Source organism: Micromonospora sp. CPCC 205739 (assembly GCF_036906795.1).
Lineage (GTDB): Bacteria > Actinomycetota > Actinomycetes > Mycobacteriales > Micromonosporaceae > Micromonospora.
In genome coordinates this window covers 141476-163768 of record NZ_JBAKHS010000001.1, presented here as the reverse complement: position 1 = coordinate 163768, position 22293 = coordinate 141476, and the positions used below count along the sequence as shown (strand labels likewise).

Sequence of the window (22293 nt, the reverse complement as noted above, 5' to 3'; positions counted from 1 at the left end):
TGATGAGCGGGGCGGAGGAGACCCGGGACGGGGTCGGGCTGACCAACCTGGACCAACCGCTGCTCGCCGGCGGTGACGTCACCAAGCGGGACCTGGTCGACTACCTGGACGCCGTGCGCGAGCGCATCCTGCCCGGCCTGCGCGACCGGCCGCTGTCGGTGATCCGGCTGCTGCGCGGGCAGGACCCGTTCATGCAGAAGAACCTGCCCAAGTACACCCCGGACTGGGTGCGCCGCACCGCCGTCTGGGCGGAGGCGTCGCACCGGCAGGTGTCGTACGCGCTCTGCGACGACCGGCGCACCCTGCTCTGGTTCGCCAACCAGCGGGCGATCGAGTACCACCCGACGCTGAGCACGGTCGCGCACCCCGAGCACCCCACCCATCTGGTGCTCGACCTCGACCCGCCGGAGGGGGAGCCGTTCGGGCTGGTCGTCCGGGCCGCCGCCCTGGTGCGCCAGGCGCTGGCCGACGCCGGGCTGGCCGGGGCGGTGAAGACCAGCGGGGCGAAGGGCGTGCACGTCTTCGTACCGGTCGATCCGGCGACCACCGCCGAGGAGGCGGCCGCCGCCACCCGGGCCCTCGCCGTGCACGCCGAACGGCTCGACCCGGCCCTGGCCACCACCGCCTTCATCCGCGAGGACCGGGGCGGGCGGGTCTTCGTCGACGCGACCCGGGCCGGCGGGGCGACCGTGGTGGCCGCGTACAGCCCGCGGGTCCGGCCCGGCCTGCCGGTCTCCTTCCCGGTTGCCTGGGACGACCTCGACCGGGTCACCCCGGCCGACTTCACGGTGCGGACGGTGCCGGCGCTGGTGGCCGACCGGGACCCGTGGGCCGACGCGCTGCCCGCGCCGCAGCGGCTCCCGGCCGACCTGGTCGCCGAGGGGCGGACCATCCCGGTGGCCCGGGTGCAGGCCATGCACGAGGGGAAGCGCCGGGCGCGGGCCCGGCGGGAGGCCGGCTGACCTTCCGGTCGGGGGTCTGCCGGGCCGGGCACCGACGACCTGTCGTGGTGCCCCGGGTTCGCTCCTGCTCGTCGGGGACCAGCCAGGCGCGGGCCGCGCCGAGCGGCCTAGCCGGCGGCGGCGTTGTGCAGCGGGTCCGCCAGCAGCGTGTCGAAGGCCAGTTCGGCGGCGCCGATCAGGGCGGCCTCGCACCCGAGCGCCGCGGCGCGCAGCTGCACGTGCTCCTGGCAGGGCGGCAGCACCATCGCGTCCAGCCGGCGGCGGACCGCGTCGGCACCGGCCAGGTAGAGCTCGCGCAGCGAGCCGCCGAACACCACGATCTTCGGGTTGACCACGTTGACCAGGTTCGCCACGCCGAAGCCGAGCCAGTCGGCGACCCGGTCCACGGCCTGCCGGGCGGTCGGCTCGCCGTCGGCCGCCGCGCGGAGGATCTCGCCGACCGCCTCCGGTCCGCCGGCCTCCCGGCCGGTGTGCCGCAGCAGCGCCGCCTCGCCGATCTCGGTCTCCCAGCAGCCGCGCGAGCCGCACCCGCAGGGCAGGCCGTCGGGGTTGACCACCATGTGCCCGACCTTGCCGCTGCGCCCGCGGTGGCCGAGTACCAGCCGGCCGCCGCTGATGATGCCGGCGCTGACGCCCAGGTCCCCGTGCAGGTAGACGAGGTCGTCGACGCCCGCCGCCACGCCCCGGACGTGTTCGGCGAGAGCCGCGATGTCGGCCAGGTCGCCGGTGACGAAGCCGGGGCCGGCCGGGAACTCGGCGCGCAGCGCGGCGCGCAGGGCCTCGTCGGCGCCGCCGATCCGGATCCGGCCGTCGCCGTCGCGGGTGGTGTCCACCACGGCGACCGCGCCGCCGGCCAGCAGCGCGTCGGCGGGGGCGGCGCGTTCCATGTCGCGGACGAGGGCGGCCAGCGGGCCGACGGCGTCCGGGGCGGTCATCCCGCGCGGACGGGGGGCCTCGCGCAGGTCGAGGATGCGACCGCCGAGGCCGATGCGGGCGGCGCGCAGCCGGTCCGCCTCGATGCTCAGCGCCTGGGCGTGGACGCGGTCGGCGCGGGGGCTGACCACCAGCGAGGGGCGGCCGGCGCGCCGGGCGGTGGTCGGGGCCTCCTCGGTCACCAGGCCGGCGGCGGTGAGGTCGGCGGCGAGCGCGCCGATGGTGCTGCGGTTGAGCCCGAGCCGGGCCGTCAGCTCGGCACGCGAGGTCGGACCGTGCACGTGCACGTGGCGCAGTACGGCGCCGAGGTTCTGCCGGCGGATCTCCTCCTGGCTGGCGCCGGGCGCCGCGGGCAGCGGGAGTTCCGGGTTGCGGTTCTGCCGGGGTGGGCCGGACCGCATGGGTGTCGCCACGGTCAGGCCGCCTCCCCGTCGGTACTCGATATCTGCCGGGAAGTACAACGAAGGGTCCCGGAAAACGGACTTCCGGGACCCGACGTCGTGACTACCCGCTGGTGCTTACTTGGTGAGCGGCGCCAGCTTCGGGTCGTTGGCGTACGCCTCGGCCGCGTTCGCCTTGGTGACGGCGACCGGCGGGAGCAGGTACGTGTCGACGACCTTGCTGCCGTTGTTGTACGACTTGGTGTCGTTGATCTCCGGCTTCTCACCGGCCTGCAGGGACTTCACCATGGCGATGGTCTGCTTGACCAGGTTCCGGGTGTCCTTGTTGATGGTCATGTACTGCTCGCCGGCCATGATCGACTTGACCGACTCGACCTCGGAGTCCTGGCCGGTCACGACCGGGACCTTCTTGCCGGCACCCTTGATCGAGGTGATGATCGCGCGGGCCAGCGTGTCGTTCGGGGAGAGGACGCCGTCCAGCTCCTTGTTGCCGTAGGTCGAGGTCAGCAGCTGGTCCATGCGGGCCTGCGCACCCTCGGCCTTCCAGCCCTGGATGGCGGTCTGCTTGACGTCGGTCTGCTTCGAGGCGACGACCACGTTGCCCTTGTCGATCTCCGGCTTGAGCACGCTCATCGCGCCGTTGAAGAAGACACCGGCGTTGTTGTCGTCCGGCGAGCCGGAGAAGAGCTCGATGTTGTACGGGCCGTTCGGCTTCTTGGCCTTCATGCCGTCCAGCAGGGCCTGGCCCTGGAGCTGGCCGACCTTGAAGTTGTCGAACGCGACGTAGTAGTCGAGGTCCGGGGTGTTGGTGATCAGCCGGTCGTAGGCGATGACCTTCACGCCGGCCTGGTGCGCCGCGGCGACCTGGGTCGACAGCTGCGCGGCGTCGGTCGCGCCGATGACGATGACCTTGGCGCCCTTGGTCACCATGGCGGTGATCTGGGCCTGCTGGTCGGCGACGGTGGTCGACGCGCCGGCGTACTGCACGTCGCTCTTGAAGCCGGCCTCCTTGAGGCCGTTGGTGAACAGGTCACCGGCGAGGACCCAGTTCTCCGAGGTCTTCGACGGCAGGGCGACACCGATCAGGGAGTCGGCCGCGAAGCCGCCCTTGGCCGGGGCGCCGGCGCCGCCGGACTCACCGTCACGGCCGGAGCCGCAGCCGGTCAGGGCCAGCGTCGCGATGGCACCGATGGCCACCGTCTTGGCAAGCAGATTGCGCATGGGGAGTAGTGCCCTTCTTCTGTGGTGATAGAGGGGAGAGGTCGGTGGCCGTCAGCCGGACACCGCGGTCTTGGCGGGCTCGCGCTCCGCTTCCGACGGAGATGAGGGCGTGCTGGGCGTGTCTCGGCGGAACGAGCGGGTGAGGCTGCCGATGATCGAGAAACGTCCCTGCTTCTTGTTGTAGACGTCGAGCGCGACGGCCAGCAGCAGGACCAGGCCCTTGATGATCTGGACGCGGTCGGTGCCGACACCCAGCAGTTGCAGGCCGTTGTTGAGCACGGCCATGACCAGACCACCGACGATGGAGCCGCTGATGGTCCCGATACCGCCCGAGACGGCCGCGCCACCGATGAAGACCGCGGCGATCGCGTCCAGTTCCCAGCCGTTGCCGTCCTGCGGGCCGGAGGCCGCCGAACGGGCCACGAAGATCATGCCGGCCAGGGCGGCCAGGACCGACATGTTCATCATGACGAAGAAGTTGACCCGCTTGAGCTTCACACCGGAGAGCTCCGCGGCCCGGGAGTTGCCGCCGACCGCGTAGATGTGCCGGCCGCCCGCGGTGTTGCGGGTGTAGAAGGAGTACGCCAGCACCAGCGCCACCAGGATGATGCCGGAGACCGGGAAGCTGGTGCCGACGCGACCGCTGGCGAAGCGCAGCGAGGCGAAGACGATCAGACCGACCATGACGGCCATCCGGAGGATCGAGATCCACATCGGTGCCGGGTCGGCGTCCATCTCCCGGCGCGTCTTGCGGGACTTCAACTCCCGCCACACCACGGCCACGCAGGCGGCGAGGCCGAGCAGCAGCGTCAGGTTGTTGTAGCCGGTGCTCGGGCCGACCTCGGGCAGGAAGCCCGAGCCGATGATCCGGAACTCCTCCGGCACCGGGATGGTGTTCGCGTTGCCGATGAACTGGTTGCCGCCCCGGAAGAGCAGGAAGCCCGCCAGGGTGACGATGAACGCCGGTACCCCGATGTAGGCGACCCAGAAGCCCTGCCAGGCGCCGATGATCGCGCCGATGGCGAGGCCGAACAGGATGGCGACGGGCCAGGGCAGCGACCACTCCGCCATCGACTTCGCCACCAGGATGCCGGCGATGGCCGCGACCGAGCCGACCGAAAGGTCGATGTGCCCGGCGACGATCACCATCAGCATGCCGATGGCCAGGATGAGGATGTACGAGTTCTGCTGGAACAGCGCGATCAGGTTGTCCGACCGCAGGGTCAGCCCGTCCGTCAGGATCTGGAACAGGAGGACGATCGCCACCAGGGTGAAGATCATCCCGAACTGACGGGCGTTGGAAGTGGTGCCTCCGAAGAGGTTCTTCTGCAGGTCCTTCAATCGGCTCATCGTGTCTGCATCTTCTTCGTAGAGGTCATCTGCTTCATGAGGGTCTCCGGGTCCGCATCCTCGCGGGCGATCTCGCCCGTGATGGTTCCTTCGAACACGGTGTAGATGCGGTCGCAGAGCCCGATCAGCTCAGGCAGTTCCGAGGAGATGACGACGACGCCCTTCCCCTGGTCGGCGAGCCGCTGGATGATGCCGTAGATCTCGTACTTGGCGCCCACGTCGATGCCGCGCGTCGGCTCGTCGAGGATCAGCAGGTCGGGGTCGGTGAACATCCACTTCGCCAGGACGACCTTCTGCTGGTTGCCGCCGGAGAGCTTGGAGACGCCCTCGTCGACCGACGGGGTCTTGGTGCGCAGCTCCCGGCGGTAGGCGTCGGCCGCCTTGTACTCCGCGACCTGGTCCAGCACGCCGTGCCGGGAGATCTTGGACAGCTTGGCGGCCACCGTCGACGTCTTGATGTCGTCGAGCAGGTTGAGACCGATCGCCTTGCGGTCCTCGCTGACGTACGCGAGCCCGTGGTGGATCGCGTCCGCCACCGACTTGAGCACGATCTCCTTGCCGTCCTTGATGATCGTGCCCGACTCGTACACGCCGTAGGAGCGGCCGAAGACGCTCATCGCCAGCTCGGTGCGGCCCGCGCCCATCAGCCCGGCGAAGCCGACGATCTCGCCGCGGCGTACGACGAAGCTCTCGTTCTTGCAGACCTGGCGCTCGGCCGAGATCGGGTGCCGGACGTTCCAGTCGCGGACCTCGAAGAAGACCTCGCCGATCTTGGGCGTGTGGTCCGGGAAGCGGCTGCTCAGCTCGCGGCCGACCATGCCCCGCACGATCCGGTCCTCGTCGACGCCGCCCGCCTTGACGTCCAGCGTCTCCACCGTCCGGCCGTCACGCAGGATGGTGATCTGGTCGGCGATCGCCTCGATCTCGTTCAGCTTGTGCGAGATCATGATCGAGGTGATGCCGCGCGAGCGGAAGCCGCGCAGCAGGTCCAGCAGGTGCCGCGAGTCCGCCTCGTTCAGCGCGGCGGTGGGCTCGTCCAGGATGAGCAGCTTGACGTCCTTGGCGAACGCCTTGGCGATCTCCACCAGCTGCTGCTTGCCGACGCCGATGTCCTTGATCAGGGTGTCCGGGTCCTCCTGGAGACCGACCCGGGCCATCAAGTCCAGCGCCATCCGGTTCGCGGCCTTCCAGTCGATCGCACCCCGCTTGCGCGGCTCGTTGCCGAGGAAGATGTTCTCGGTGATCGACATGTGCGGGATGAGCGCGAGTTCCTGGTGGATGATCACGATGCCGGCGGCCTCGCTCGCCCGGATGTCGGAGAAGCGGGTCTCGGTACCCTGGTAGAGGATGTCGCCGTCGTACGTGCCGTACGGGTAGACGCCGCTGAGCACCTTCATCAGCGTCGACTTGCCCGCACCGTTCTCGCCGCAGATGGCGTGGATCTCACCGGCGCGAACCACGAGGTTGACGTCGGAAAGAGCTTTGACTCCCGGGAACTCCTTGGTGATGGAGCGCATCTCCAGGAGGATGGGCGCGTCGCTCATGACTTGCTGCACCTCGCCAACATCATGGATGCCTCTCGCTGGGTTAGGCCTCACGAGGTTTTGTTGCGTACCACAACTTATTCACGGCCGAAGGCGATCCGCAAGTTTCCGATGGGCGCCAGTTGTAACAATCCGGCAATGCGGCGTCCGCTCCATGCCCCGGCCGTCGCGGCTGTCTGGTTCCTCGGCCTCGCCGGGGCCCGGGGGTGACGCGGTAGACATCGGTGTGTGTGTCGGCGGTCTCGCGCCCATTCGGCTCCGCCGGCGACCGCGGGCCGGCTCCGCGACCGGTACCGGTCCAGGGCCGGACACGAAAATCCCCGGCGCGTACGCCGGGGAATCTTCGTTCGTCGTGTCGTCGCGGAGCCCGCTCCTGCGATGTTGTGTGCCCCCGGCAGGATTCGAACCTGCGCCCCCGCCTCCGGAGGGCGGTGCTCTATCCCCTGAGCTACGGGGGCTCAGCGACCCGAGAAGAGTAGCAAACCCCTCCCGCGAACACCGAATCGGCACCCCGCGATCCCTGCCCCGGGCCGGAGCGGGGCAGGGATCGCGGGGTCAGGCGGCGACCAGGGCGCGGCCGCAGCTCGGCAACGGGTGCAGGACGATGCGGCGTGGAAGGCGGCGGGGCCACTCGTTCTTCGGCCACGAGCCGTCCACGATCAGGTGCACGGTGCGCTCCTCGGCGCCGCTGAGCCGCAGCACGAAGTCCCGGGGGAGCGGCGCGTCCACGCCGGGCGTGGTCACCATGAACCGGACCCGTCCCCGCGACGACACCGCGGAGATCACGTCGGCCGCCGGCATGGTGCCGCGCAGGCGTACCCGGCCGATCCAGTAGACCTCGGCGGAGTGTTCCTGGGCGGCCCGGGTGATCGCCGGGTACTCGCTGCGCACCCAGCGCTCGACCGCGCCGACGCAGAGCCCGCAGGCCCGCTCCCGCGGCTCCCGCGGACCCAACCCCCAGGCCCGCAGGTACGCCCCGACGATGCCTGGATCCATCGCCAGGTCGAACTGGCGCTGGATCAGCGTGGTCAGGCTCTGGCGCGTCCACAACTCCTCGTCCAGCCCGAACCCGTCGGGGTGGACGCCCCGCAGGACGTCGATCAGTTCGAGTTCCTGTTCGCGGCTGAGCGTTCCGGGCTCGCCCTGCCGGTGTCCGCGACGGACGGCTGCCACCGCTCCGTCACCGCCGATGGTGTGGCGCCGGCACCAGCTGGTGACCGAACGCCGCGCGTCTCTGAGTGCAACCCCCACGTCCTGCGCAACGAGCCCGAATCGCAACTGGTCACGATATGTGGGTAGAAAACTCTCGAACGGCTGCAATAGGTCGGACGACGCATACCCCTTTAAACGGACATTGGCTCCCTCCGGGTGGGCCGGACACGAGGAAGGCCCGCGACCGCCGGGGCGGTACGCGGGCCTCCATGGAGCCGGATCGGCGGGTCAGCCGCCCAGGCGCTTGCGGGCGTTCTGGAGGTTGACCAGGTCGGTCTGCTGGGTGTTCTTCATGGTCTGGGCCACCGTGAGCACGTCGTCGTCCCCGCCGTGGTCGAGGACCCCCTGGATCATGTGGATCCCGCCCAGGTGGTGCTTGATCATCAGATCGAGGAAGAGCACGTCCAGCTCGCGCCCCTGGGCGGCCCGCAGCGTCGCCATCTCCTGCGGGGTCGCCATGCCCGGCATCAGCCCGTCGCGCAGGCTCGCCCTGCCGTCCGGCATCCAGGCCATCGCCGGCTCGGAGCCCGTCGGGTCCAGCCCCCACGAGCGCAGCCAGGTCTGCATGGTGCCGATCTCGCCCTGCTGGCCGGTGGCGATGTCGCCGCCGATCTGCCGTACCTCCGGGTCGCTGCCCTTCTGGAAGGCGATCAGCCCCATCTCGACCGCCTGGGCGTGATGGCTGGTCATGTCCCGCGCGAAGCCCGCCTCGGCCGAGGTGTCACCCGGTCGGGTGAGACTCGGCGTCAGCAGGCCGCCGGCGTACCCCAGGAGGAGACCGACCACGACGGCGACGGTCAGCGCGAGGACGCCGTAGCGGCGCGCGGACCGCCGGCCACCGTCGTCGGTGGCCGGGGCCTCGTCGGGCGCGCTGTCCGTCGTCACGGGAGCGGTCATCGCCGTCCTTACTGCTGGGTGGGCTGCGGGTCGCGCGGGGTGGTGCCGGTGGCCGTGATGCCCTGGCCGCAGTTGGCGTTCGGGCCCTCGACCGAGGCGTTGACCCGCAGCGTCCTGATGAAGTCGTCGATCCGGCTGTCGTCGACGTTGTCGACCTTGAGCTGGTAGCCCCAGGCCTGCAGCGAGATCGCCTTGTCCAGTCCCTGGAACGGGCTGAGCATCAGCTTCTCCTTGCCCTGGACCTTGCTCTTCAGCGTCGCCACCTGGTCGGCCGGCAGGTCCGGGCGGTAGGTGATCCAGACCGCGCCGTGCTCCATGCTGTGCACCGCGTGCTCGCTGGCGATCGGGGCGTCGTAGACGTCACCCATGCAGTTCTGCCAGGCCGCGTTGTGCGGGCCCGCGACCGGCGGGTTGACGTCGTACTTGATCGGGCCCTGCTGGTGCTGGCCGCCCTGGACGAGCTTGGCGTCCTTCTCCCGGAAGTCGACGATGCCGTCGATGTCGGCCGCCCGCTTCTCCCACGGCTTGGAGCCCTGGAAGGCCGCGTACCCGCCCCACCCGATGATCGCCGCGGCGAGCACGCCGACGGCCACGAAGAGCGCGATCGGACCCCAGGCCCGACCCTGGCTCACCTTGACCGGGGTCACCGGCTTGCGGGGGCCCTTGCCCTTGCCGCCCGAGGTCGGGCGGGCGCCGCCCGCCGACTTGCCGGCACCAGGCTTGGCGCCGGACGCGGGCCGGCCAGCCGCCGGCTTCTTGCCGGTGCTGACCACGGTCGGACGGCGCTCCGGGCCGCCCGGGGTGCTGATGCTCATGGTGCCTCGTCAGGTCGGTCGGTCAGGGGATTGGCGGGCCGGGTGACGCGCAGGGTCGCCGCCGAGTTCCCGAGTCTACCCCCGTTAGCATGGTTCGGTGACTCCCGCAGAACTCGCCGAGGTCGTCCTCTCCGCAGCCCACGCCGTCTTCATCGAGCGGGGCCTGGATCCCGCCGCGCTCCCGGAGCGGACGGCGGTGGAGCGACCGCGCAATCCCGAGCACGGCGACTACGCCTCGACGCTGGCGCTGCAGCTCAGCAAGAAGGTGGGGGTCCCGCCGCGGGAGCTGGCCGCCGCGCTGGCCGACCAGCTCGGCCGCGCCCCGGGGGTCAAGTCCGTGGAGATCGCCGGCCCGGGCTTCCTCAACATCCGGCTCGACGCGGCCGCCGCCGGCCAGCTCGCCCGGTCGATCGTCGAGGCCGGCGCGGAGTACGGCCGCAGCGACGCCCTCGCCGGCCAGAAGGTCAACCTCGAGTTCGTCTCGGCCAACCCGACCGGCCCGGTGCACATCGGCGGGGTCCGCTGGGCGGCCGTCGGCGACGCGCTGTCCCGGCTGCTGCGCGCGACCGGCGCCGACGTGGGCACCGAGTACTACTTCAACGACGCCGGCTCCCAGATCGACCGGTTCGCCCGGTCGCTGCTCGCCGCCGCGAAGGGCGAGCCGGCCCCCGAGGACGGGTACGGCGGGGCGTACATCGCCGAGATCGCCGAGCAGGTCCGGGCCGTCCGGCCGGGCGTGCTGGAGCTGGACGACGCCGCCGCCCAGGAGGTCTTCCGGGTCGAGGGCGTCGCGCTGATGTTCGCCGAGATCAAGTCCTCGCTGCGCGCCTTCGGGGTGGAGTTCGACACCTACTTCAACGAGAAGGACCTGCACGACCGGGGTGAGCTGGACCTGGCGCTGGAGCGGCTGCGGGCGCAGGGTCACCTCTTCGAGGCCGACGGCGCGACCTGGCTGCGCACCACCGACTTCGGTGACGACAAGGACCGGGTGCTGCGCAAGTCCAACGGCGAGTGGACGTACTTCGCCGCCGACTGCGCCTACTACCTCGACAAGCGCGAGCGCGGCTTCGAGCGGGTCGTGATCATGCTGGGCGCCGACCACCACGGCTACATCGGCCGGATGAAGGCGATGGCGGCCTGCTTCGGCGACGATCCGGAGCGTAACCTGGAGATCCTGATCGGGCAGCTGGTCAACCTGGTCCGCGACGGCGCCCCGGTGCGGATGAGCAAGCGGGCCGGCACCGTGGTCACCCTGGAGGACCTGGTCGACGCGATCGGGGTGGACGCCTCCCGGTACGCGCTGGCCCGCTACTCCAGCGACTCCCCGATCGACATCGACGTCGAGCTCTGGACCCGGGCCACCCGCGACAACCCGGTCTACTACGTGCAGTACGTCGCCGCCCGGACGGCCAGCGTCGGCCGCAACGCCGCCGAGGTCGGGCTGACCCGCGGTGACGCCGCGGGCTTCCGTGCCGAGCTGCTCGGGCACGAGAAGGAGAACGAGCTGCTCAAGGCGCTCGCCGAGTTCCCCGCCGTGGTGGCCACGGCGGCCGAGCTGCGGGGGCCGCACCGGGTGGCACGCTACCTGGAGGAACTGGCCGGGGCGTACCACCGGTTCTACGACAACTGCCGGATCCTGCCGCGCGGCGACGAGGAGGTCACCGACCTGCACCGGGCCCGGCTCTGGCTCAACGACGCGACCCGGGTGGTCATCGCCAACGGCCTGCACCTGCTCGGCGTCACCGCTCCGGAGAGGATGTGAGTACCTGTGCGCGCACATGAGGCCGGTGCTCTGCACGGCGACATCGGCAGCCGGGGGCCCGCGTGGCTGCGTACCCCGGCCGACGTCAACGCCCTGGTGCCGCAGCTCTGGCCGCGCAACGTGACCCGCGCCGCCGACGGCGCGCTCGCCGTCGCCGGCCTGGGCATCCACGACATCGCCGCCGAGTACGGCACCCCGGTGTACGTGCTCGACGAGGACGACCTGCGCTCGCGCTGCCGCGACTTCCGCGCCGCCTTCGGTGACGTGGACGTCTACTACGCGGGCAAGGCGTTCCTCTGCCGGGCGGTGGTCCGCATGATCGCCGAGGAGGGGCTGCACCTCGACGTCTGCACCGGCGGCGAACTGGCCACCGCGCTGTCGGCGGGGATGCCGCCGGAGCGGATCGGCTTCCACGGCAACAACAAGTCCGTGGCCGAGCTGACCCGGGCGCTGGACGCCGGGGTGGGCCGGATCATCCTCGACTCGTTCGGCGAGATCGACCGGCTCACCGCGCTGGCCCGCGAGCGCGGAGTACGCCCCGGCGTGCTGATCCGGGTCACCGTCGGCGTCGAGGCGCACACCCACGAGTTCATCGCCACCGCGCACGAGGACCAGAAGTTCGGCTTCTCGCTGGCCGGTGGCGCGGCGGCGGCCGCCGCGTTCAAGGTGCTCGACGAGGGCGTGCTCGACCTGCGCGGCCTGCACTCGCACATCGGGTCGCAGATCTTCGACGCCGACGGCTTCGAGGTCTCCGCCCGCCGGGTGCTCGCCCTGCAGGCGCAGATCCGCGACGCGCGCGGCGTGGAGCTGCCCGAGCTGGACCTCGGCGGCGGCTTCGGCATCGCCTACACCACCCAGGACGACCCGGCCACGCCACAGGAGCTGGCCAAGCGGCTGCGCAAGATCGTGGACGGCGAGTGCGCGGCCGAGCGGCTGGCCGTGCCGCACCTGTCGATCGAGCCCGGCCGGGCGATCGTCGGCCCGGCCGTCTTCACCCTGTACGAGGTGGGCACGGTCAAGGACGTCGACGGGATCCGGACGTACGTCAGCGTCGACGGTGGGATGAGCGACAACATCCGTACCGCGCTCTACGACGCCTCGTACTCGGCGACGATGGCGAACCGGGCGTCGGTGGCCGAGCCGATGCTCGCCCGCGTGGTGGGAAAGCACTGTGAGTCCGGGGACATCGTGGTGAAGGATGAATTCCTGCCCGCCGACGTGCAGCCCGGAGATCTTGTCGCGGTGCCCGGCACGGGCGCGTACTGCCGCAGCATGGCCAGCAACTACAACCACGTGCCCCGCCCCCCGGTGGTCGCGGTGCGCGACGGCCGGGCCCGGCTGATCGTCCGGCGGGAGACCGAAGAGGACCTGCTCGCTTTGGATGTGGGATGACGTCACCTGTGCGTTTGGCGCTGCTCGGCTGCGGGACCGTGGGCAGCGAGGTGGTCCGGTTGCTGCACGAGCAGTCGGCCGACCTCGCCGCCCGGATCGGCGCCCCGCTGGAGATCGCCGGCATCGCCGTACGCCGGGTCGGCCGGGACCGCGGCGACCTGCCGGTCGACCCGGCGCTGTTCACCACCGACCCGCTCGGGCTGATCAAGCGCGACGACGTGGACGTGGTGGTCGAGGTGGTCGGCGGCATCGAGCCGGCGCGCACCTGGCTGGTCGAGGCGCTGCGGGCCGGCAAGAGCGTGGTCACCGCCAACAAGGCGCTGCTCGCCGAGGACGGCGCGAGCCTGCACGACGCGGCCGCCGAGGGCGGCGCCGACCTCTACTACGAGGCCTCGGTGGCCGGGGCGATCCCGCTGCTGCGCCCGCTGCGCGAGTCGCTGCACGGCGATCGGATCAACCGGGTCACCGGCATCGTCAACGGCACCACCAACTTCATCCTCTCCGCGATGGACGCCACCGGCGCCGGCTTCGCCGAGGCGCTGGAGGAGGCGACCGAGCTCGGGTACGCCGAGGCGGACCCGACCGCCGACGTGGAGGGCTTCGACGCCGCCGCCAAGGCCGCCATCCTCGCCTCGCTGGCGTTCCACACCCGGGTCACCGCGGCCGACGTGCATCGCGAGGGGATCACCGAGGTGACCGCCGCGGACGTGGCCAGCGCCAGGGCGATGGGTTGCACGATCAAGCTGCTCTGCATCGCGGCCCGGGGCGCGGACGCCGAGGGCCGGGAGACGGTCAGCGTGCGGGTGCACCCGGCGATGATCCCGCTGACCCACCCGCTGGCCGGCGTGGGCGACGCGTTCAACGCGGTCTTCGTCGAGGCGGAGGCGGCCGGGCAGCTGATGTTCTACGGCCGGGGCGCCGGTGGCGCGCCGACCGCCAGCGCGGTCCTCGGCGACGTGGTGGCGGTGGCCCGCAACCGGCTCGCCGGGGCGCGGGCGGCCAGCGAGTCCGCGTACGCCGACCTGGCGGTGCGGCCGATGGGGGAGGCGCTGACCCGCTACCACATCAGCCTCGACGTGGCCGACCGTCCGGGTGTGCTGGAGGCGGTGGCCGGGGTGTTCGCCCGGCACGAGGTCTCCATCGCCACGGTGCGGCAGGGCCCGGCCGGTGGCGGGCCGGCCGGTCGGGGCTCCGACGCCGAGCTGGTGATCGTCACCCACGTCGCGCCCGACGCGGCGCTCGCCGCGACCGTGCGCGAGCTGCGCGGGCTGGACATCGTCGGCTCGGTGACCAGCGTGCTGCGGGTGGAGGGCGGGCTGTAGGGCGTCCCGTCTGGTGGGTGGTGGCGGGTGCGCCCGTCGCCGCCCTGCTCGGCTGGTCCAGGCTTGAGGTACCCCCGGTGGGACGGGGCGAGGCGAGGAGAGCGACATGTGGCGGGGTCTGATCGAGACGTACCGGGACCGGCTGCCCGTCACCGACGCCACCCCCGTCGTCACCCTGCACGAGGGGAACACTCCGCTGCTGCCCGCGCCGGTGCTCTCCGCCCGGCTCGGCTGCGACGTGCACCTGAAGGTCGAGGGGGCCAACCCGACCGGCTCGTTCAAGGACCGCGGCATGACCGTCGCGGTGTCCAAGGCGGTCGAGGCGGGCGACAAGGCGATCATCTGCGCCTCCACCGGCAACACCAGCGCCTCCGCCGCGGCGTACGCGGCCCGCGCCGGGATCACCTGCGCGGTGCTGGTGCCGCAGGGCAAGATCGCGCTGGGCAAGCTGGCCCAGGCGCTGGTGCACGGGGCGAAGCTGCTCCAGGTGCAGGGCAACTTCGACGACTGCCTGTCAATGGCCGCGAAGCTCGCCCAGGACTTCCCGGTGGCGCTGGTCAACTCGGTCAACCCGGACCGGCTGCACGGCCAGAAGACCGCCGCCTTCGAGATCGTCGAGGCGCTCGGCGACGCCCCCGACATCCACTGCCTGCCGGTGGGCAACGCCGGCAACATCTCGGCGTACTGGATGGGCTACGGCGAGGACCTGGCCGCCGGCAACGCCACCCGCACCCCGAAGATGTACGGCTTCCAGGCCGCCGGCGCCGCCCCGATCGTGACCGGCCAGGTGGTGCACGAGCCGTCGACGATCGCCACCGCCATCCGGATCGGCAACCCGGCGAGCTGGACCAAGGCGATCGACGCCCGGGACGCCTCGCAGGGGCTGATCGCGGCGGTCACCGACCGGGAGATCCTGTCGGCGTACCGGCTGCTCGCCCGGGAGGTCGGGGTCTTCGTCGAGCTGGGCAGCGCGGCCAGCGTGGCCGGCCTGCTCCAGCAGGCCGCGGCCGGCCTGGTCCCGCCGGGCTCCACGGTCGTCTGCACGGTCACCGGGCACGGTCTCAAGGACCCGGAGTGGGCCATCTCCACCGCGCCGGCGCCGGTCACCATCGCCAACGACCCCCTCGCCGCCGCCCGCTCGCTCGACCTCGCCTGACCCCTGTCGGCCGCCCGGCGCGGCGGGAGTGACCTGGCGGGGCGGCGGTGGGCCGGTGGGGGCGGAGGAAAGTGAGTCCGGCACACTCTGCTCACCCCCGTCGACCTCCTGCAGGATTGAGTCCGCCGATGTCGCTGCTCGCCAGATCCAGCCTCGCCAACCGGGGACTGGTGGCCCTGATCGCGGTGGTGACCGCGGCGTTCGGGGCCTTCGCCGTACCGTCGCTCAAGCAGCAGCTGCTGCCGTCGCTGGAGTACCCGGGGGCGTTCGTCGTCGCCGTCTACCCGGGCGCCGGGCCGGAGATCGTCGAGTCCCAGGTCACCGAGCCGATCGAGAACAGCATCCAGGGCCTGCCCGGGCTGGAGAAGCTCACCTCCACCTCGCGCGAGGGCTCGGCGACCGTCTCGGTGCAGTTCGAGTTCGGCACCGACATCGACGACGCGGCCAGCAAGATGCAGACCGCGCTGGGCCGGATCGACGCGCAGCTGCCCGACGCGGTGGACCCGCAGGTCCTCACCGGCAGCACGGACGACCTGCCGGCGGTGGTGCTCGCCGCCAGCGGCGGCGGCGACGAGCGGGCGCTGGCCGAGAAGCTGCGCGGCACGGTCGTACCCGCGCTGGAGGGGATCGAGGGCGTCCGCACCGTCGAGGTGACCGGCACCCGCGACCAGGTCGTGACGATCACCCCGGACCCGGCGAAGTTCGCCGCCGCGAGGCTCGCCCCGACCGCGATCGGGACGGCGCTGAAGACCAACGGCATCTCGGTGCCCGCCGGCGCGGTCACCGACGGCACCCGGGCGCTCCCGGTGCAGGTCGGCGCGCCGATCACCACGCTGGACGACCTGCGCGGCATCGTGCTCACCCCGACCGCGCCGAAGGCGCTGCCGGTACGCCTCGGCGACGTGGCGACCGTGCGGCAGCAGCTCGCCCCGGCCACCGCGATCACCCGCACCAACGGCACCGAGAGCCTGGGCATCCAGGTCACCGCCGCGCCGGACGGCAACGCCGTACGCATCTCGCACGAGATCCGCGACCGGCTCGACGGCCTGCGCTCCGCCTCCGGCGCCGAGCTGACCGTCGTCTTCGACCAGGCGCCGTTCGTGGAGAAGTCCATCGAGAGCCTGACCACCGAGGGCCTGCTCGGCCTGCTGATGGCCGTCGTGGTGATCCTGGTCTTCCTGCTGTCGGTGCGCTCCACCCTGGTCACCGCGGTCTCCATCCCGCTCTCCGTGGTGGTGGCGCTGATCGCGCTCTGGGTCGGCGACTACTCGCTCAACCTGCTCACCCTCGGCGCGCTGACCATCGCCGTCGGCCGGGTGGTGGACGACTCGATCGTGGTGCTGGAGAACATCAAACGCCACCTGGAGTACGGCGAACCCAAGCGCGACGCGATCATCGCGGCGGTCCGCGAGGTGGTTGGCGCGGTCACCGCGTCCACCCTCACCACGGTCGCCGTGTTCGCCCCGATCGCGCTGGTCGGTGGCTTCGTCGGGCAGCTCTTCGCGCCGTTCGCGATCACCGTGACGGTGGCCCTGCTCGCCTCGCTGCTGGTCTCGCTGACGGTGATCCCGGTGCTGGCGTACTGGTTCCTGACGCCGCGCCCGACCGGCGCGGACGACGAGGCGCTGCGCCGGGCCGCGGAGGAGAAGGAGCTGCGCAGCCCGTTGCAGCGGGCGTACCTGCCGGCGATCGGGTTCGCCACCCGCACCCGCAGGACCCGCTGGATCACCGTCGCGGTGGGGCTGCTGGTGCTCTTCGGCACGTTCGGACTCGCCCAGAAGCTGGAGACCAACTTCCTGGACGACTCCGGCCAGGACACCTTGAACATCACCCAGGAGCTGCCGGCCGGTGCCGGGCTGGCCGCCACCGACCAGGCGGCCCGCCGGGTCGAGGAGGTGCTCGGGCGGACCGACGGCGTCGAGACGTACCAGGTCACCGCGGGCGGCAGCGACCAGCCGTGGCTGGGCGGCGGGGGCAACAACCTCGCCCGCTGGTCGGTGGCGCTGGGCGGCGACACCGACGCCAAGGAGATGAAGGAGATCCTGCGGGAGAAGTTCGACGCCCTCGGTCCCGAGGTCGGCGAGCTCACCTTCGGCCAGGGCCAGGGTGACCAGCTCGAACTGGTCGTCCAGGCGGCGGACCAGGAGACGCTGGCCCGTGCGGCCGAGGCCGCCCGCACGGCGATGGCCGGTACGCCGGGCGTCGAGGACGTCACCACCAGCCTGGCGGCGCGGGTGCCCCGGGTCGACGTCACCGTCGACCGGCTCGCCGCGGCCCGGGCCGGGCTCAGCGAGGCGGCGGTCGGGCAGTTGGTGTCGCAGGCGTACCGGGGCGCCCCGCTGGGGCGGGTGACGCTGGACGGCGGTCAGCAGGACGTGGTGCTGCGCACCTCGGCCACGCCGCCGACGACGGTGGAGCAGTTGCGCGCCCTGCGGGTCGGTCCGGTCAAGCTGGACGACGTCGCGGACGTCGCGCAGGGTGAGGGACCGCAGCAGGTCACCCGGATCGACGGCGAGCGCACCGTCTCCGTCACCGGCACCGCAACCGGCTCCAACCTGGGGGCGACCACCAAGGAGCTGCGCAAGCGGGTCGCCGACATCGACGTGCCCGGCGCGACGGTGGCCATCGGCGGCGCCAGTGCCGAGCAGGAGGAGGCCTTCGGCGACCTGGGCCTGGCGGTGCTGGCCGCGATCGCGATCGTCTTCCTGATCATGGTGGCGACCTTCCGCAGCATCACCCAGGCGCTGATCCTGCTGATCTCGATCCCGTTCGCCGCGACCGGCGCGATCGGCCTGCTGCTGGCCACCGGCACCCCGCTGGGCGTGCCGGCGCTGATCGGCGTGCTCATGCTGGTCGGCATCGTGGTGACCAACGCGATCGTGCTGCTGGACCTGATCAACCAGTACCGGGCGCAGGGGATGGGCGTGGCCGAGGCGGTCGTCGAGGGCGGCCGGCGGCGGCTGCGCCCGATCCTGATGACCGCGGTCGCCACCATCTTTGCGCTGCTGCCGATGGCCCTCGGGCTCACCGGCGAGGGCGGCTTCATCTCCCAGCCGCTGGCCGTGGTGGTGATCGGCGGCCTGCTCAGCTCGACGCTGCTGACCCTGGTGCTGGTGCCGACGCTCTACACCATGGTCGAGCGCACCAAGGAGTCGCTGCGGGCCCGCCGGGCCCGCCGCTCCGGCGGCCCGGCCCCGGTCGAGCCGGCCGGGGACGAGGTCGACGCGCCGGTCCCGGCCACGGTGACCGCCGGGGGTACGCGGACCGCCGAGCCGGCCACCCGCCCGGCTCCCTCGGCGGCGCTGCTGGACGGCACCGACCAGTTCGAGGTGCTGCGGCTGCCGAAGAGCCGGCGCTCGCCGCTGCCCCCGACCGAGGAGTAGCACCACCCGCGCTCAGCGCCCCCGGCCCGGTACCACCGGCCGGGGGCGCTGTGCTGTCGGACCTCCGACAGCAGCCGAGGGAGAGCGTCCTGCGGCGTTGCGCCGGTCTTCTACCGTCGGTTGTCGATCATCCACTGTGGGGTGACCACACGGGCGGGGGCCGGCATGGCGAGCGGCGACGGGGTGGGATGGGAACGGCGCGCGGTGCTGCGCCGTGGTGCGCTGCTGGCCGGTGGCACCGCGGTCGGCGCGGTCGGGATGTCCGAGACCACCTTCATCGCCGACCGGCGGCTGCCGCTCGCCGGCGGGCCGGCCAGCGCCACGGTGGGCAACCGGCGACAGCAGGTCGGCGCGGGCGCGCTGGAGGTGGTGTGGCACGTCCCGGCCGGTGGTCGGCTGGTGGCGTTCACCTTCGACGACGGCCCGCTGCCACAGTGGACGCCGATGGTGCTGAACACCCTCGACGAGCACGACGTGCCGGCCACCTTCTTCCTGGTCGGCGAGCGGGTCCGCCGGCACGCCGGCCTGATCCGCGACCGGCTCGGCCGGCACGAGGTGGGCAACCACAGCTGGCGGCACCGCGACCTGGCCCGGATGGACGCCGCCGAGGTGCACGACGACCTGCGCCGCTGCCACGACGCGATCGCCGACGTCACCGGCCGTGCGCCACGGGTGGTCCGCCCGCCGTACGGGCACCTCGGCGGCGCGCTCCTGCACGCCGCCGTACGCCTCGACTACCGCCTGGTGCTCTGGTCGCTGCAGATGGTCGAGAGCGAGTACCCGGACGACCCGGCGGGGCACGCCCGGCGCATCGTGGCCGACGTCGTGCCCGGCACCATCCTGCTCGCCCACGACGTGGGGGCGGAACGCCGGCAGGTGGCGCTGCGCGGCCTGCCCGCGATGATCGACGGGCTGCGGGACCGTGGCTACACCTTCGTCACCGTCTCCGAGCTGTTGCAACGCAGCGCCGAGGTGTAATCGCCGGGTAAGGTTCGGGCACGTGTCGCCCACCTTCTCGGTCCTCACCCGCAACCGGAACTTCCGCAACCTCTTCCTCGCCGAGCTGGTGGTCTTCGGCGCCGACTGGTTCGTCATGGTGCCGCTGCTGGTGCTGCTGCCGAAGCTGACCGGCAGCGGCGTGTGGGGGGCGCTGGTGCTCGCCCTGGACACCGGGGTCGTCGCGCTGCTGCTGCCGTACACCGGGACCATCGCGGACCGCTTCGACCGCAAGAAGATCATGATGGCGGCGAACCTCGCCGCCCTGCTCGGGGTGCTGCTCCTGCTCGGCGTGCGCAGCGCCGGCACCGCCTGGCTGGCCATGCTGGGCATCGCCGTGGTGGCGGTGGCCAAGGCGTTCTACTCGCCCGCCGCGCAGGCCGCCCTGCCCAACGTGCTCGACCCGGACGAGCTGGCCGCCGGCAACGCGATCGCCGGCTCCGCCTGGGGCACGATGACCGTGGTCGGCGCCTCGCTCGGCGGCGTGCTGAGCGCTGCCGCCGGGCCGTACGCCTGCTTCTGGGTGGCGGCGGTCGGCCTGGCGCTGGCCGCGGGCCTGGCCGCGCGGATCCGCCGGCCCCTGCAGGCCCCCCGCGACGCCGACCGGCCGACGCCGCGCACCTGGGCGGCGATCCGCGAGGCGCTGGGCTACATCGGGCACCGGCCCCGGGTGCTGGCGCTGGTCACGGTGAAGTCGGCGGTCGGGCTCGGCAACGGCGTGCTGACCGTCTTCCCGCTGCTCGCCGGCGTGTACGGCGTCGGAGCGGTCGGCGCCGGCCTGCTCTTCGCGTTCCGGGGCGCGGGGGCGCTCGTCGGCCCGATCCTGATGCGCCGGGTGCTCACCAACCGCGCCTGGCTGCTGCCCGGCCTGGCCCTGTCGATGTCCCTGTACGGCCTGGCCTACCTGGGCGCCTCGGTGGTCGGCTGGTTCCCGCTGGTGCTGGTCCTGGTCTTCGTCGCCCACTTCGGTGGCGGCAGCAACTGGGTGCTGTCGAACTTCGCCCTCCAGGGCGAGGTGCCGGACCGGCTGCGCGGCCGGGTCTTCGCCACCGACATGATGCTGGCGACGCTGGCCATCTCGGTCAGCCAGCTGGTGGTGGCCTCGGTGGTGGACGTGGTGAACGAGCGGGTGGTGCTCGCCGGCTGCGGCCTGGTCACGCTGGTCTACGCGGTGGGCTGGCGGATCGCCACCCGTCGCCTCTCGCTCTCCGACCCGGCCACGGAGGCGGCGCCGGCCTCCGCCTCCTGACCGCCGGCGGGCGTTCGGCGGATCAGCCCCGGTCGGGTGTGCCCGGGGGCGCGGGGAGGTCGGTCGCGCCCCACTGGGTGGCGGCGGGCGCCGGCGACTGCGCGGCGGGGTCCGGGTGGCCGGCGTCGTCCGCAGCCGGCGGCGTCCAGCCCGCCCAGTCGACGGCGGGCGCGGCGACCGGCCGGCCGGCGAGCACCGCGGCGACGAGCAGGCCGAGCCCGATCGGATATCCGATCGCCCACAGCACGCCGACGGCGAGGCTGAACAGCTGATACTGGCGGTAGCCGCCGCCACCGTCCCAGCGGAGGTCGAGCAGGTGCGGCATGGCCACGTTCCAGACCAGACCGATCAGGCTGACCACCAGCAGCACCGCGATGCCCGACATCATCAGCGCCCTGGCCCGCTGCGGCAGCCGGCCGCGGCGCACCACGGCCAGCACCAGGCCGGTCACCAGCACGCCCAGGGTGGGCAGCTCCCCGCCGATCTGCAGGACCGAGTAACCGAAGAGTTCCATGCCGCCTCCGCCTGGCCGTGGGTCGGGCCAGGTTAGCGGAAATGATCAGTTCCCACGGTCCGGGCGGAACCCCGCCACGTCGGTGCCGGGCCCTAGCATGAGCCGGTGCCGTTGACTTTCGCCTCCGGGCCGGTGCGCGTCCGGGTCCCCGCCACCAGCGCCAACCTCGGTCCGGGCTTCGACGCGCTGGGCCTCGCCCTCGGGCTGCACGACGACGTGGCCGCCGAGGTGACCTCATCGGGCGTACGGGTGGCGGTGACCGGCGAGGGCGCCGGCGAGCTGCCGGAGGACGACCGGCACCTGGTGGCCCAGGCCATGCGCGCCACCTTCGACGTGCTCGGCGGGCAGCCGCGAGGGCTGGCGCTGGAGTGCGTCAACCGGATCCCGCAGGCCCGCGGCCTGGGCTCCTCGTCGGCGGCGATCGTCGCCGGGGTGCTGCTGGCGCGCGCGCTGGTCACCGACGGGCCGGAGCGGCTCGACGACGACGGGGTGCTCCGGCTGACCGCCGAGATCGAGGGCCATCCCGACAACGTGGCCCCCTGCCTGCTGGGCGGCTTCACCGTGGCCTGGACGGAGCCCGGCGGCGCCCGGGCCGTGTCGCTGCCCGTCGCCGACGGGGTGCGGCCCACCGTCTTCGTTCCCGCCGAGCGCGGCCTGACCGCGACCGCCCGGGCGGCGCTGCCGGCGACGGTCCCGCACGCCGACGCGGCGCAGAACGCCGGTCGGGCGGCGCTGCTGGTGCACGCCCTGACCGCCGAGCCGGGGCTGCTGCTGCCGGCGACCGTCGACCGGCTGCACCAGGACTACCGTGCAGCGGGGATGCCGGGGACGGCTGCCCTGGTCAGCGCGTTGCGTGCGGAGGATGTGGCGGCTGTGGTCAGTGGTGCGGGCCCTACCGTGCTGGCGCTGAGCGAGCCCCCGACCGGCTTCGACGCGGGAACAGACTGGCGGGTCTGGCAGTTGTCGGTAGAGGCGCGCGGAGCATCGCTCGTCCGGGGTAGACTGGGACACGCCGAGCGGGACCCTGTTGCCGCAGGTCGGAAGAGTTGATTACGCTCTAGCCTTAGCACAGCCGCGAAGCATGCGATCTTCCTGCGGGTCGGCGCACCCCCGAAGCTCTCGGCGGTAAGCCCGTCACCCCTGCCAAGGCCCACGCCGCACCGCAGTTTCCACAGGTCGCCGCA

The 22293-nt window shown here is 72.4% G+C and carries 17 protein-coding genes and 1 tRNA gene; 9 read left to right on the top strand and 9 right to left on the bottom strand.

Annotation, left to right across the window (positions count from 1 at the left end; all coding sequences use genetic code 11):
- Positions 1 to 2: 2 nt before the first annotated feature.
- The gene (gene ligD / locus V6U88_RS00760) at positions 3 to 962 is read left to right on the top strand and encodes a non-homologous end-joining DNA ligase (RefSeq protein ID WP_334448993.1); all 960 of its coding nucleotides are present in this window, start codon (positions 3 to 5) and stop codon (positions 960 to 962) included.
- Positions 963 to 1069: 107 nt separating this feature from the next.
- On the opposite strand, the gene V6U88_RS00755 is transcribed toward ligD, so the two are convergent.
- The 8 genes from V6U88_RS00755 to V6U88_RS00720 form a co-directional block, all read right to left on the bottom strand.
- Positions 1070 to 2296 carry an ROK family transcriptional regulator gene (locus V6U88_RS00755; protein WP_334449849.1) on the bottom strand — a complete coding sequence of 409 codons (1227 nt, stop codon included), beginning with the start codon at positions 2294 to 2296 and terminating at the stop codon, positions 1070 to 1072.
- Between the two features lie 117 nt (positions 2297 to 2413).
- Entirely contained in the window at positions 2414 to 3517 is a 1104-nt protein-coding gene (locus V6U88_RS00750) for a sugar-binding protein (RefSeq protein WP_334448992.1), read from the bottom strand.
- A gap of 51 nt (positions 3518 to 3568) precedes the next feature.
- A complete protein-coding gene (gene mmsB / locus V6U88_RS00745) occupies positions 3569 to 4867 on the bottom strand; it encodes a multiple monosaccharide ABC transporter permease (protein ID WP_334448991.1) in 1299 nt (432 codons plus the stop codon).
- Positions 4864 to 6411 carry a multiple monosaccharide ABC transporter ATP-binding protein gene (gene mmsA, locus V6U88_RS00740; RefSeq protein WP_334448989.1) on the bottom strand — a complete coding sequence of 516 codons (1548 nt, stop codon included), beginning with the start codon at positions 6409 to 6411 and terminating at the stop codon, positions 4864 to 4866. Before mmsA ends, mmsB begins: the two co-directional genes overlap by 4 nt.
- Positions 6412 to 6797: 386 nt before the next feature.
- Positions 6798 to 6869, bottom strand: a tRNA-Arg gene (locus V6U88_RS00735).
- A gap of 97 nt (positions 6870 to 6966) precedes the next feature.
- A complete protein-coding gene (locus V6U88_RS00730) occupies positions 6967 to 7662 on the bottom strand; it encodes a winged helix-turn-helix domain-containing protein (RefSeq protein ID WP_334449848.1) in 696 nt (231 codons plus the stop codon).
- 189 nt (positions 7663 to 7851) lie between these two features.
- Entirely contained in the window at positions 7852 to 8520 is a 669-nt protein-coding gene (locus tag V6U88_RS00725) for a DUF305 domain-containing protein (RefSeq protein ID WP_334448988.1), read from the bottom strand.
- Between the two features lie 8 nt (positions 8521 to 8528).
- Complete coding sequence (locus tag V6U88_RS00720) at positions 8529 to 9335, bottom strand: DUF3105 domain-containing protein (protein ID WP_334448985.1); 807 nt, start codon at positions 9333 to 9335, stop codon at positions 8529 to 8531.
- Between the two features lie 97 nt (positions 9336 to 9432).
- On the opposite strand from V6U88_RS00720, the gene argS reads away from it, so the two are divergent.
- The 7 genes from argS to V6U88_RS00685 all read left to right on the top strand — a co-directional run bounded on the left by argS (position 9433) and on the right by V6U88_RS00685 (position 20595).
- Entirely contained in the window at positions 9433 to 11097 is a 1665-nt protein-coding gene (gene argS / locus V6U88_RS00715) for an arginine--tRNA ligase (RefSeq protein ID WP_334448984.1), read from the top strand.
- 6 nt (positions 11098 to 11103) lie between these two features.
- On the top strand, positions 11104 to 12489 hold the full coding sequence (gene lysA, locus V6U88_RS00710; protein ID WP_334448983.1) for a diaminopimelate decarboxylase: 1386 nt from the start codon (positions 11104 to 11106) through the stop codon (positions 12487 to 12489).
- 8 nt (positions 12490 to 12497) lie between these two features.
- On the top strand, positions 12498 to 13811 hold the full coding sequence (locus V6U88_RS00705; protein WP_334449846.1) for a homoserine dehydrogenase: 1314 nt from the start codon (positions 12498 to 12500) through the stop codon (positions 13809 to 13811).
- 106 nt (positions 13812 to 13917) lie between these two features.
- Positions 13918 to 14967 (top strand): threonine synthase, encoded by a 1050-nt coding sequence (thrC, locus tag V6U88_RS00700; protein WP_334448982.1) that lies wholly within the window; start codon positions 13918 to 13920, stop codon positions 14965 to 14967.
- A gap of 128 nt (positions 14968 to 15095) precedes the next feature.
- Positions 15096 to 18350, top strand: coding sequence for an efflux RND transporter permease subunit (locus V6U88_RS00695; protein WP_334448980.1), 3255 nt, complete (start codon positions 15096 to 15098; stop codon positions 18348 to 18350).
- Positions 18351 to 18491: 141 nt separating this feature from the next.
- Positions 18492 to 19328 (top strand): polysaccharide deacetylase family protein, encoded by an 837-nt coding sequence (locus tag V6U88_RS00690; protein ID WP_334448979.1) that lies wholly within the window; start codon positions 18492 to 18494, stop codon positions 19326 to 19328.
- 22 nt (positions 19329 to 19350) lie between these two features.
- Positions 19351 to 20595 carry an MFS transporter gene (locus tag V6U88_RS00685; RefSeq protein WP_334448978.1) on the top strand — a complete coding sequence of 415 codons (1245 nt, stop codon included), beginning with the start codon at positions 19351 to 19353 and terminating at the stop codon, positions 20593 to 20595.
- Between the two features lie 22 nt (positions 20596 to 20617).
- Here the strand turns inward: V6U88_RS00685 and V6U88_RS00680 are convergent, their stop codons facing one another.
- Entirely contained in the window at positions 20618 to 21109 is a 492-nt protein-coding gene (locus V6U88_RS00680; protein ID WP_334448976.1) for a hypothetical protein, read from the bottom strand.
- 105 nt (positions 21110 to 21214) lie between these two features.
- Here V6U88_RS00680 and thrB point away from each other — a divergent pair, with 105 nt between their 5' ends.
- Positions 21215 to 22159, top strand: coding sequence for a homoserine kinase (thrB, locus tag V6U88_RS00675; protein WP_334448974.1), 945 nt, complete (start codon positions 21215 to 21217; stop codon positions 22157 to 22159).
- Positions 22160 to 22293 lie beyond the last annotated feature (134 nt).